The organism is Streptomyces sp. NPDC056479 (assembly GCF_042795335.1).
GTDB lineage: Bacteria > Actinomycetota > Actinomycetes > Streptomycetales > Streptomycetaceae > Streptomyces.
The window spans coordinates 121,172-133,260 of record NZ_JBHTRZ010000001.1; the positions used below are offsets into that span (position 1 = coordinate 121,172).

The following is a 12,089-nucleotide window of genomic DNA, read 5'->3' on the forward strand; positions in this document are numbered from 1 at the left end:
CTGAGGACAACCGCATACGCCGTCATGACCGGTCCGACCGTCCCGCTGCGGCAGCTCGTGCTGAAGGTGCACAGCAGATGCGATCTCGCCTGCCGGCACTGCTACATCTACGAGCATGCCGACCAGAGCTGGAGCTCGCGTCCCAGGGTTATCTCACAGGAAACGATCTCCTGGACCGCCCTCCGGCTGGCGGAGCATGCCAAGAAACATCAGCTCGCCTCCGTACAGGTCATTCTGCACGGAGGCGAGCCGCTGCTCGCCGGTCCAGCACGCTTACGGGCCGTCTGTGAGGCGCTGACCACCGCACTGCACGGCGTCTGCGACCTAGATCTGCGCATCCACACCAATGCCGTTCAGCTCGGCGAGCGCCATCTCGACCTCTTCGCCGAGTACGGCGTCCGGGTCGGCATCTCCCTCGACGGGGACCGGGCCGCAAACGACCGCCACCGGCTCTTCGCCAACGGCCGCAGCAGCCACGACAAGGTTCTCCGGGCCATCGCCCTGCTCGACCAGGACCGCTACCGCCACCTCTACGCCGGCATCCTGTGCACCATCGACGTGCGCAACGACCCCGTCGCCGTCTACGACGCCCTGGCCGCCCTGGGGCCCCCGCGCATCGACTTCCTCCTGCCCCACGCCACCTGGGACGAGCCGCCGCTGCGACCCGACGGCACCGGTACCCCGTATGCCAAGTGGCTCCTCGCCATCCATCGCCGCTGGAGCGAGCGGGGGCGCCCGATGCCGGTGCGGCTGTTCGACTCGATCGTCAGCACACTGGGCGGCGGTCCCGGCCTCACCGAGGCGATGGGGCTGGAAGCCGCCGACGTCGTAGTGGTCGAGACCGACGGCACCTACGAACAGGCCGACTCGCTGAAGACCGCCTACGACGGGGCGCCGGTCACCGGCAAGGACGTCTTCCAGCACACCCTCGACCAGGTGGCCCGCCATCCCGGCATCGCAGCCCGGCAGCACGGCCTGGACGACCTGTGCGCCGAGTGCCGCACCTGCCCCGTGGTGCGGTCCTGTGGCGGTGGACTTTTCGCCCACCGCTACCGGTCCGACGGCACCGGGTTCGACAACCCGTCCGTCTTCTGCGCGGATCTCAAGGAACTGATCCAGTCCATCGACGCCCGGACCGGCGCGAGCGCGACCCGTCCGATCGAAGGCTTCGACGCTCTCGCCGACGGCAGCGACGAGGGCCCCGGCGTACGGCAGTTGGCGAGGGTCCGGCAGGACATCACCCGTGGGCTCCTGACCGCCGTGCACGAGGAGATCGGGCCGGGCGCGGGCGAGGGGTGGGAGCGATCCTGGCAGCTCGCCCTCGACCTGGGGCGACGCGACGGCGCCCTGCTCGAACCGCTGCTGTCGCACCCGTACACCCGCACCTGGGCCGTGCGCTGCCTGGACGGCGCCGCCTCGCCCGCTCATCTGGCCTCCCTCGTGGCCGCCCTGGCGCTGCCGGCGGGGGCCGTGGAGAAGACGACGGTGCCGGTGCGTGCGGGAGTGGCGTATCTGCCGGGCCTGGGCAGCCTCCGGATGCAACTTCCTTTGCCCACAGCGAAATTGGCGGCGCATCACCTCGCCGGTCCGGACTGGGAGCCGCTGCACCGGGTCCGCGCCGACGGGCTGGACATCGCCCTGGACGACGCGGACCCCCATCGCGACTGCTTCGGCATCCCCGTCGGCGCACGGCTGACGGACGCGGAGAGCGAGCTCTGGCGCCATGTGCTGCCGCAGGCCTGGGCGTTGATCCGCGAGGCGCTGCCGGCCGTCGCCTCCGGGATGGCGGCGGGCGTGCGTGTGATCACTCCGCTGGCCGCCCCGCCGGATCCCGAACACTTCGTACCCGGCGGGGGATTCGGGGCGCTGGGCGTCCCTCTCGACCTCGTCCCGGAACGCGTCGCCGTGAACCTGGTGCGCGGTTTCCGGCTGGGCGTGCTGGACGCCCTGCTCGACGCGTGCGACCTGTACGACGAGTCGGACGCCCGCACCGGAGCGCTGCTCGGCGACACCTACGCGCGCGCCGCGACCGATGCTCTGAGGCCCGACGCCGAGGCGGCTCGCCGCACGCGCGCCCAGTGGGCGGAGCTGTCGGAGACCGGCTCGCTGACCGCGCTCGGCCGGCGGTTCGTCGACGGCATCGGGCGGAGCCTGTGACCGCCGCCTCGCTCGCCGAAGAACTCGTGGCACTTGGCCTGCGGCCCGGAGCCACCGTACTGGCCCACGCCTCCCTGCGCCGGGTCGGAGCCGGCGCCGATGCCACGCTGGCCGCTCTGCGCGCCGTCCTCGGACCCGAGGGCACGCTCGTCGTGCCGACGTTCACCGCGGGCAACTCCGACACCTCACCGGCGTACCGGGACCGCACCCGGAACATGACGACCGATCAAATCCGGGCACTGCACCGGCAGATGCCCCCCTTCGATCCGGACAGGACGCCCTCCCAGGGGATGGGGCGGCTGGCCGAGGCTGTTCGGCACGCCGAAGGGCGGGTGCGCAGCTCGCATCCGCAGACCTCGTTCGCCGCCGTGGGCGGGCGGGCTGAGGAACTGCTGACGGTGCACGACGAGAACTGCCATCTGGGTGAGCGCTCTCCGCTGAACCGGCTGTACGGGGCAAAGGCCCAGGTACTGCTCCTGGGCGTCGGCTTCGAGGTGTGCAGCGCCTTCCACCTCGCGGAGTACCGGGTCCCCGATCCGCCCCGGCGGACGTATCGCTGCGTGGTCCTGCGCGACGGGGTGCGCCGCTGGATGTCGTACGAGGACATCGACCTGGACGACGGTGACTTCGGTGCGCTGGGTGCCGACTTCGAGAAGGGCGACGCCGCCCGGCCCGACCCGGTCGTGCGCGGTGGGCGCGTCGGGGACACGCATGCCCGGCTCTTCCCGCTCGACGCGGCCGTGGAATTCGCCACCACTTGGCTGGCCGGAAATCGATCCCGCCGCCTTTTCACAGACCCGTCACAAAACGCTGCGAGGTTCCTACACTGAGTGTCCACCCCCCGCGGAGCCGGGGCACGGGGGGCGGGGGACGGGATCGGGGGATCGCGTGGAGCCGACGGAACCATGGGGGAATGCCGCTGCCCCCTATTTCTTTCTCAGTTACGCCCGAATGCCACAGGACGGGGCCGGTGCGGCGAACCCGGATCTGTGGGTTCACCGTCTCTTCGACCAACTATGCGAGCACATCAAGAACATGACGGCCCATTCGGGCGCGCCGGGATTCATGGACGGATCGATGCGCGTCGGGCAGATCTGGAGCAGTGAGCTCGGCGACTCGCTGGCCCGCTGCAGGGTGTTCGTGCCCTTGTACTCGCCGCGATACTTCATCAGCTCCTGGTGCGGCAGGGAGTGGGCCGCCTTCGGCAGCCGCGCGGCGCGCCACCGCGAGGCGGGACAACCAGGCGTCGCCAGCGCGGTGGTGCCCGCACTGTGGGCGCCGGTGCCCGATCACCGACTTCCCCCATGCGTCAGAGAGGTGCAGTACGCGCATCCCGAACTCGGCCAGCGCTACCGCACGTTCGGGCTGTACGGGCTGGCGAAGCTGAAAGCGTTCCGCAGCGACTACGAGAAGGCCGTCCTGCATCTGGCCCGGCGCATCGTCGACGTGGGCGACAACGTCGTCGTCGACCACGCCGACCGCGTCCAGCTGGACGCGGCCCCCGACGCCTTCGCGGCCACCCCCGCGACGACCTCGACCACCGGGCGCACGCTGCGGATCAGCGTGGCGGCCCCTTCCGCGAACCGGCTGCCCGAGGGACGCACCTCCGACTACTACGGTCCTTCGGCCGTCGACTGGAACCCGTACGAGCCCACCTCCGGCCGCCCCCTCGCCCAGGTCGCCGCCGACATCGCCGAGGGGCTGGCCTTCCGCCCCGACATACGCGAGTTCGACCACACCGCGGGTCCGGCCGAGGGGCCGGAGGTCGTGCTCCTCGACCGCTGGGTGCTGCGCGATCCCGAACGCCGCGCCGCGCTCGGCGAGTTCGACCGGAGTGATCTGCCGCCGACCGGCCTGGTGGTGCCGTGGAACGAGAACGATCCCGACAGTGACGAGGCCGAGTTCGAACTCGCCGCCCAGGCCGAGGCGACGCTGCCGCGCCGCATCCGGATCGGGCGGCAGGCCTGCAGACCCGCGGTCCGCGGCGTACCGGACCGCCAGGCCTTCGACAAGGTCCTCCCCGAAGTCGTGCACTGGGCGGAGGGCGAGTACCGCAAACGGGCCCAGCCCAGGCCGCCGGCCGGGAAGGGCACCGAGCGATTCCGGCTGTGCGGGAAGGACGACCAGGACAGCCGACCCCAGGGACACCGCCGGAACGCCGAGGAGGAAGACCGCGATGAGCAGCCTTGACGAACAGGACGGCCGGGCCGGCCGCATCGTCACGTTCTACTCGTACAAGGGCGGCACCGGCCGGACGATGGCCCTTGCCAACGTGGCGTGGATCCTGGCCGCCAACGGCAAACGGGTCCTCGCCGTGGACTGGGACCTCGAAGCGCCCGGACTGCACCGCTTCTACCACCCGTTCCTCGATCCGGCCACCGTCGGCGCCACCACCGGCGTCATCGACATGCTGAAGGAATACGCGTGGGCGGCCACCGGCGACTCAGACCTCGGTGACACCGACGAGCGGCCGCCGGACTGGCATCTGGACTACGCCCGCATCCAGCGCCACGCGGTCTCCCTGGACTGGCAGCACTTTCCCGAGCCCGGCACGCTCGATCTGGTCTCCGCGGGACGGCAGGACCGCGACTACTCGGGACTGGTGAGCACCTTCGACTGGGACCACTTCTACGACGACCTCGGCGGCGGACTCTTCTTCGACGCGCTGCGCGACGACATGCGGCAGAACTACGACTACGTCCTCATCGACAGCCGCACCGGTCTGTCCGACATAGCTGACATATGTACCGCCCATCTGCCCGACGTCCTCGTCGACTGCTTCACCCTCAGCGACCAGAGCATCGACGGCGCCGCGGCCGTCGCGTACGACATCCGCGACCGGTTCCGCAGCCGTCGTATCCGCATCCTGCCCGTCCCCATGCGCATCGACGAGGGCGAGAAGGAGAAGGCGGATGCCGGGCGCGCATTGGCCCGCGCCAAGTTCGACGGGTTCCCCTCCGGAATGACCGAGGACGAACTCACCCACTACTGGGGGTCGGTGGAAGTCCCCTACCGGCCTTACTACGCCTACGAGGAGACGCTGGCCACGTTCGGCGACGAGGCCGGCAACGCCACGTCCCTGCTGTCCGCCTTCGAGCGGCTCACCGGCATGATCAGCGAACAGGCCGTCATCTCCCTGCCGCGCATGCCCAAGGAACTGCGCGAGACCGTCACGGCGAAGTTCACCCGCCCCCGCCTCGCGCTCCCCGTCGACCTGCACCTCAGCTATGTGTCCGAGGACCGTATGTGGGCCGACTGGATCGCCATCCAGCTGTCCCGGGCGGGATTCAAGGTGTCGCGACGGTACGTCGGCTGCGAGGGGGACGGTGCCGAGAAGCCCGCCGACCGCACCGTCGTCGTCCTCTCACCGGCCTTCCAGCGCTCGGCACGGGCCCGTCAGGTGTGGGACGCGGCCACCGGCGGCGACCTCTCGGGACGCCGCCAGGTGGTTGCCGTACGGGTCGGCGACCTGCGCCCGTCGCCCACGTTCGGTGAGCGGCCCTCGGTCGACCTGGTGCGCACCGGCGAGAAGATCGCCACGTCCGCGCTGCTGCGTGCCCTCGGCAAGCCGACGCTGCCCGCCGAGCTGACCGATGAGACGGCGCTCAGGGACGCCCGCTTCCCGGACACCGTGCCCAAGTTCTGGAACGTCTCCCCTCGCAACTCCTCCTTCACCGGACGCAGCGCACTGCTGGAGAAACTCCGCGACGGACTCGGAAGCAGCAATTCGGCGGGCTCCCCGGCGCCGTGCGCCCTGTACGGGCTGGGCGGTGTCGGCAAGACGCAGATCGCGCTGGAGTACGTGCACCGCTTCGCCGCGGACTATGACCTGGTGTGGTGGATTCCGTCCGAGCAGAACGAACTGGTGGTCTCCGCCCTCACCGATCTCGCCCGCAGGCTGGGTCTGCGGGTCGGTGACGACGCCGCCCAGGCCGCCCAGGAGGTCTGTGACCATCTGCGCCAGTCGTCCTCGACGTTGCGCTGGCTGCTGGTGTTCGACAACGCCGACGAGCCGCAGGAGGTCAGCAAGCACTTCCCCGGCGGCACCGGGCATGTGCTGGTCACCTCCCGCAACCAGACCTGGCTGCATTTCGGCGAGGCCCTGGAGATCGACCCGTTCCTGCGCGAGGAGAGCATCGAGCATCTGCTGCGGCGGGCCGCCGACCTCACCACGGAGGACGCCGACCGGGTCGCCGCCGCCGTGGGTGACCTGCCCCTCGCCCTCGACCAGGCCGGCGCCTGGCTGGCCGAGACCGCCACGCCGGTCGACACCTATCTGGCCGAACTGGAGCAGCAGGCGGCGCGGGTGCTGTCGCTCAGCCAGCCCGCGAACTACCCCGAGCCGGTAGGCGCCACCTGGAACGTGTCCATCGAGCGGCTGACGGAACGCTCCCCGGCCGCCGTTCGGCTGCTTCAGCTGTGCGCCTTCTTCGCCGCCGAACCCATCTCCATGGAGCTGCTGTACGGCGACGAGATGACGAGCGTCCTGTCCGAGCTCGACCCCTCGCTCCAGGAGAAGATGGTGCTCGGGAGGGTGATCCGGGAGATCGGCCGGTTCGCCCTCGCCAAGGTGGACCGGGCCACCGAGTCGATCCAGGTGCACCGGCTGGTGCAGGCGGTGATCCGCTCCCAGCTCACCCCACGGGAGCAGGAGGACGCCCAGCATGTCGTGCACCGCATCCTGGCCGGCGCGCGTCCCTCGGGCGAGGAACCCATCGACGACCCGAAGAACCAGCCCATCTTCGCCGCGATCTGGCCGCACCTGGAGGCCTCCGAGGCAAGTACCTGTGACGAGCCGAAGACCCGGCAACTGCTCATAGACCGCGTCCGCTACCTGTGGAAGCGCGGCGACCTGAACGCCGCGCTCGCCTTCGGCGACGGCCTGCGGGAGCTGTGGAAGCAGCAGCTGACCGACAGCCGTGACCGGATCGCCGAGCTCGAGGTGCAAGGGCCCGGCCGGCAGGCGCCCGCGCCGGCCGGCGCAGTCGATCCGCGGGCCCCGCGCACCCTCGACGAGGAGCGCCGGTACGCGACGGAACTCCAGACCCAGCTGCTGCACCTGCGGTTCCACATCGCCAACGTGCTGCGCTCGCTCGGCAAGTACGTGGAGGCGGAGGAGCTCGGCTCCGACACCCTCACCCAGCAGCGCGACCTGCTGCAGCTGGGCCATCCGCACATCATGATGACGGCCAGCGGACTCGCCACCGACCTGGGCAGCATCGGCCGGTTCGAGGACGCCCTGGAGCTGGCGACCGAGGCGTACAACGGTTTCCGGGAGTATTTCGGCGAGGATCACTCGCGCACCCTCAGCGCCAACAACAACCGTGCCGTGTGCCTGCGACTCCTCGGCCGCTACACCGAGGCCCGCGATGTCGACCAGGAGATCTACGATCTGCGGCGCAACGACCTGGGCGCCGCCCATCCGCACACCCTGATCAGCATCACCAACCTGGGCCGCGATCTGCGCGAGACCGGTGAGTACGAGGCGTCCATCTCGTTGCTGAGCAGCAGCTACGAGTCGTACAAGCGACTGTTCGGCGAAGCGAGCCCGGACACCCTGCGCAGTGCCAAGAGCCTCGCCGTCTCGCAGCGCAAGGCGGGGCGGGTGGACGAGGCTCGGGCGCTCACCCAGCAGACCCGGGAGCACTACCGGCTGCGCGACACGCCCGCGTCCACCCCCGACGTGCTGGACTGCACCCTGAACTACGCCACCGACCTGTACGCCACCGGAGCGCGCGAGGAGGCCCTGACGCTGGCTCAGGACATCGTGCGGCAGTACCGCACGGCGCCCGGCGAGCGGCATCCGGCGACGCTCGCCGCCGTCAACAACCTCGGGATCTTCCTGCGTGGTTCCGGCGAGGTGAGCAGGGCGCGGGCGCTGCTGGAGAAGAACTTCGACATCCTGCGCGAGGCGCTCGGCGAAGGCCACCCCTATACGCTCGCCTGTGCCGTCAACCTCGCCAATGTGCTGGCGGAGCTGAACGAGCTGCGCCAGGCGGAAGGTCTGGAGCGGATGGCGGTGGCCGGCTTCCAGGAGACCCTCGGCCACGAGCACCCGGACACCATCGTCTCGCGCGCCAACCTGGGCGTGACCTTGCGGGCTCTGGAGCGTATCCCCGAGGCCGAGCAGCTCAAGAAGAGCAGCCACGACGAGTTCGTCCGACTGCTCGGGGAGAACCATCCGCACACGGTGAGCGTCCGCGAGGGCAAGCGCATCCACCGGGACCTGGAGCCGCCGGCCGTGTGAGGGGTGCGGGAGTCAGACGGGGTCGGCCGTCAGCCGCGAGCGTCCTCCCAACAACCAGGTGACGACGTCCGGCAGTACCCGGATCGACGCGAAGTGCGCCTCCTCGGGGTGCAGCACGGCCCGGCCGCCCGGAATGCGCTCGGCCAGCCACCTGGTGTGGCTGGCCGGCGAGAAGCCGTCCCGTTCGCCGTGCCACAACAGGACGGGTACGGAGATGTCGGCCGGCGAGAAGCCCCACGGGCCGCAGAAGGACAGCGCGTCGTCCACCCAGCCGTCCGCGGACACGCTGAACGCCTCCCGGTAGTTGCGCAGCAGCATCGCGCGGATCGCCGCGTCGGCGACCACCCGCAGATCGGACTCGGTCAGCTCCCAGCGCAGTTGTGCCAGCAGCTTTCCAGGATCCGACCGAATGTCGACTGAACGTTTTCGCAGACTGTCCGCGAGCTGATCGGGTCCGTCCAGGGCCTTGGTGTACTCGTTGACGTTGGAGGCCGCCATCCCCGCGAACCAGTCCAGCCCGTCCGCGTCCCGCGGGGCGAGGCTGACCAGGACGGCGGCCCGGGTCACCCGGTGCGGCAGCAGCGCGGCACAGGCAAGGGCGTGCGGACCGCCGCCGGAGCGGCCCACCACGGCGAAGCGCTCGACGCCGAGGGCGTCCGCGATGGCGGCGACATCGGCGGAGACATGGGCAACCTGACGCCCCGGGAGACGGTCCGAGGGGCCGTAGCCCGGGCGGTCGTAGGTGATGAGCCGGACCTGTTGGTGGTAGAGCAGCATCGGCCGGGGTGCCGGACCGAGCCGGCTGCCGGGCGTGCCGTGCAGCAGGAACACCGGTGAGCCGCCGGGATCTCCGCTGATCTCGACGGCTAATCGGCGCCCGTCCCCCGTGTACACGTCCTTGAGCATGCGCGGCCCCCTTCCGAAGCCCCCGCCCGCTGCGGCATGCCGTGTGGTCGTGCCACGGCCATTCCCCATCGTGCCCCACATCATCCCGGTGTGCGGTTGTTTCCGGCTTCTGGCGGGTCAATGGCCAAGAGGTGGCGGGGACTTGTCGGATCGGTACGAGAGATGAGGGCCGCGGTGACCGTTCTCTGCGGTCGCCGCGGCCCTCACACGACTACTCGGTCAGCTGGTGACCTGCTGGTACGAGTACACGGCCGTCGCCACCGCGCACACCCCCGGCGGAATCATCTCCACCCGCAGCGTCCCGCTGTTCACGTCATGGTCGACCCCCTCCGTCTCGAACGCCCCCGTGCACACGCTCCGTTGCGGCAGCGCGAACAGGGCCTTCACCGAGCCGGTGATCGGCTGGCCGTCGACCTTGCGGGGCAGGTCCACCTGGAGGAGCGGGCGGAGCTCGGGGAAGAGGGTGGCCGAGGCGTCGTTCGAGGCGCACAGCAGGCGGGTGTCCGTCACGAAGTCGCAGCCCTGGATGTCGCGTACGGGCTTGTCCAGGGTGATCTGCCAGGCCTCCTTCAGGTCGCCGCCGGTCTGGGGCGTGGACGGGTTGAGCAGGGGCGCGGGGAAGACCTGGAGTCTTCGCTGCTCGCCCCATTCGCCCGACACCAGCCACTGGCCGTCGGGCGAGACGGTGGCGAAGGAGTTGTTCAGTTTCTCGCCCGGGTTGAGCTGGTGGACGTACTCGTAGCGCTTCCCGGACGGGGTCGTCACCGCGAACATCTTGGACGTGGCCGTGTCCGGGCCCTGGTAGGCGTCGAAGGTGTGGCCGCGGGCGATGTCGGGGTCGCCGACGTGGTTCCAGCCCTTGAACCGCAGGTCCAGCGGGATGTCGGTCATGCCCCGGTACAGGAGGGAGCCGTCCGCCCGGGTCGCGAGGCCCTGCCCGCCGCCCAGGGTGTCGGTGTACGCCGTGCCGGTCTCCGCCCAGCCCGGGTCACCGGCGGCCGACGCCGTGCCCGCGGCGCCCAGTGTGAAGGCGCTCAATAAGGCGGTCACGGCGGTCAGTTGACGCTTCATCAGACTCAGGCTCCTGCCACGTCGACGAATACGGGGTTCGAATAGAACCACGTATCCGTCCACGGGTCACCGTCTCCGGGCGCGTGCGGGATCGGCCCGTGCGGGTCGACCGAGGCGCCGAGGTAGCCCGTGCCGTTGCGGTTGCCGTCGCTGCCGCGCAGTCGGACGTAGAAGGACTCGCTCCCGGCGGTCAGCGGGATCCGCAGGGTGTACGTCCCCTTGCGGCCGGACACGTCCTTCGTCGCCACGACCTTGGTGTCCGGCGCCTGCCAGGAGTCCCGGTCCGCCACCGGGCCGCGCACCGTGCCCCGGATGACGTCGACGTGCGCCAACTCCGGCAGGATGCCCTGGGCGTTGGGGCGGGAGGCCGAAGTGACCGTGACGTTCAGGGTGATCCGCTCGCCCTTGCGTACGCGCAGCCGTCCGCCCAGCGTCACGCCCCTGCCGTGGTCGCAGTCCCGCTTGACGCGTACGTCGAGGCCGTCCAGCAGATGCCCATGGTCCAGCCAGACCCGGCCCGCGCGCAGGCCCGCCATCACCGCGCGGTAGCCGTAGCGGGTCACGCCGACGTGGGTGCGGCTGAACTGGCCAGGCCAGAAGTCACTGCCCGGCTGCGGGGTGTCGGTGTTCACCGGGTCGGGCAGCTTGCCGGTGTTGTCGAAGTTCTGGCCCGCCGGCCAGTCGCCGTTCCGCCAGGTGTCGAAGACGATGCGGTGGGCGTCGGAGTTCGTGGTGATCGAGAACAGGCGGCCCTCCGCCAGCATCGAGTCCCACAGGCCGCCGACCGTCGCGGTCGCCCAGTCGAAGCCGCCGTACGTCAGATACGCCTGTGCCGGGTAGCCCGGCCAGGACTGCGCCGACGGCTTGTTCTCGTACTCGCCGCGCATCGAGGTCGCCCCGCGCCAGCCGGGGATGGCCGCGCCCTGGGCGCCCGGCGCGCCCTCCATGCCGATCATGATCTCGGGGGCCGCGTCCCGCCAGTTGCGCATCTCGTGCGGGGAGTCGATGCCCAGGCGCAGCGGGTGGTTGGCGAGGACCAGGACGTCGTCCACGTAGCCCCTGCGGCGCTGCTCGGCCAGCCACTTGATGGCCTTGACCGCGTGGGCCTCGTTGCGGGCCGTGTCCGCGGCCCCCGGGGCTCCCTCGGTGTAGCCGAGCAGCTTGCCGTCGTAGGCGTTCTCGAACTGGGTGAGCAGGTCCACCTCGTGGCGGCCGGGCGCCGCGAAGACCGTGCAGTGCTCGGCGGCCGGGATGTACCACTCCAAGCCCTGGAAGATGAGCTGGCGCGGGTTCTCGGCGCGGGCCCTGAGGATCTCCCGGTGCTCCAGCGGGGCACCGTACTTGGCGTGCCCGAAGTTGGAGTGCTCGGTGAACACCATCCAGTCCAGCCCGTACTTGGCGCCCGCGGCGGCCAGTTGGGAGAACGTGTACTTGGCGTCGTGGCTGTAGACGGTGTGGATGTGGTGGTCGCCGACGAGGTAGGCGACGCGGGGGTCGTCCCCGCCGAGACGGCGGTCGGATGCGGCCGATGCCGGTGCCGCCATCGCGGGCACGGCCGCGCCGCCCAGCGCGAACGCGGCGCCGAACAGGCCCGCGCGGCGCAGGAGTCCGCGTCGGGAGACGCCCTGCGGGTCGAGGTCGGCGGGGGAGACGGACGGGTCGGCCCAGGTGGGCAGCTGCTGCTCGGTCATGGTGATCCTCGGCAGGG

7 protein-coding genes are annotated in these 12,089 nt (G+C 70.7%); 4 read left to right on the forward strand and 3 right to left on the reverse strand.

Going from position 1 to position 12,089, the window contains the following annotated elements; translation table 11 throughout:
* Positions 1-24 precede the first annotated feature (24 nt).
* From ACFQ6S_RS00505 to fxsT, 4 genes are read left to right on the forward strand one after another with little or no spacing between them, the layout of a single operon-like run.
* Positions 25-2,157: an FxsB family cyclophane-forming radical SAM/SPASM peptide maturase gene (locus ACFQ6S_RS00505; protein WP_383401273.1), complete on the forward strand. Its 2,133-nt coding sequence runs from the start codon at positions 25-27 to the stop codon at positions 2,155-2,157.
* Complete coding sequence (locus tag ACFQ6S_RS00510) at positions 2,154-2,987, forward strand: aminoglycoside N(3)-acetyltransferase (RefSeq protein WP_383401274.1); 834 nt, start codon at positions 2,154-2,156, stop codon at positions 2,985-2,987. Before ACFQ6S_RS00505 ends, ACFQ6S_RS00510 begins: the two co-directional genes overlap by 4 nt.
* A complete protein-coding gene (locus tag ACFQ6S_RS00515; protein ID WP_383401276.1) occupies positions 2,869-4,347 on the forward strand; it encodes a TIR-like protein FxsC in 1,479 nt (492 codons plus the stop codon). Before ACFQ6S_RS00510 ends, ACFQ6S_RS00515 begins: the two co-directional genes overlap by 119 nt.
* The gene (gene fxsT, locus ACFQ6S_RS00520) at positions 4,334-8,404 is read left to right on the forward strand and encodes an FxSxx-COOH system tetratricopeptide repeat protein (RefSeq protein WP_383401278.1); all 4,071 of its coding nucleotides are present in this window, start codon (positions 4,334-4,336) and stop codon (positions 8,402-8,404) included. Before ACFQ6S_RS00515 ends, fxsT begins: the two co-directional genes overlap by 14 nt.
* Positions 8,405-8,416: 12 nt before the next feature.
* Here the strand turns inward: fxsT and ACFQ6S_RS00525 are convergent, their stop codons facing one another.
* The 3 genes from ACFQ6S_RS00525 to ACFQ6S_RS00535 all read right to left on the reverse strand — a co-directional run bounded on the left by ACFQ6S_RS00525 (position 8,417) and on the right by ACFQ6S_RS00535 (position 12,072).
* Complete coding sequence (locus ACFQ6S_RS00525) at positions 8,417-9,310, reverse strand: alpha/beta fold hydrolase (RefSeq protein ID WP_383401280.1); 894 nt, start codon at positions 9,308-9,310, stop codon at positions 8,417-8,419.
* A 219-nt stretch (positions 9,311-9,529) separates the two neighbouring features.
* Positions 9,530-10,381 carry a hypothetical protein gene (locus ACFQ6S_RS00530; protein ID WP_383401281.1) on the reverse strand — a complete coding sequence of 284 codons (852 nt, stop codon included), beginning with the start codon at positions 10,379-10,381 and terminating at the stop codon, positions 9,530-9,532.
* Positions 10,382-10,386: 5 nt separating this feature from the next.
* On the reverse strand, positions 10,387-12,072 hold the full coding sequence (locus tag ACFQ6S_RS00535) for a PHP domain-containing protein (protein WP_383401283.1): 1,686 nt from the start codon (positions 12,070-12,072) through the stop codon (positions 10,387-10,389).
* Positions 12,073-12,089: the final 17 nt, after the last annotated feature.

Bases quoted from the DNA above. Each gene is read 5' to 3' on its own strand.
- fxsT (WP_383401278.1), top strand. From the start codon at position 4,334: ATGAGCAGCCTTGACGAACAGGACGGCCGGGCCGGCCGCATCGTCACG.
- ACFQ6S_RS00525 (WP_383401280.1), bottom strand. From the start codon at position 9,310: ATGCTCAAGGACGTGTACACGGGGGACGGGCGCCGATTAGCCGTCGAG.
- ACFQ6S_RS00535 (WP_383401283.1), bottom strand. From the start codon at position 12,072: ATGACCGAGCAGCAGCTGCCCACCTGGGCCGACCCGTCCGTCTCCCCC.
- ACFQ6S_RS00515 (WP_383401276.1), top strand. From the start codon at position 2,869: ATGCCCGGCTCTTCCCGCTCGACGCGGCCGTGGAATTCGCCACCACTT.
- ACFQ6S_RS00505 (WP_383401273.1), top strand. From the start codon at position 25: ATGACCGGTCCGACCGTCCCGCTGCGGCAGCTCGTGCTGAAGGTGCAC.
- ACFQ6S_RS00530 (WP_383401281.1), bottom strand. From the start codon at position 10,381: ATGAAGCGTCAACTGACCGCCGTGACCGCCTTATTGAGCGCCTTCACA.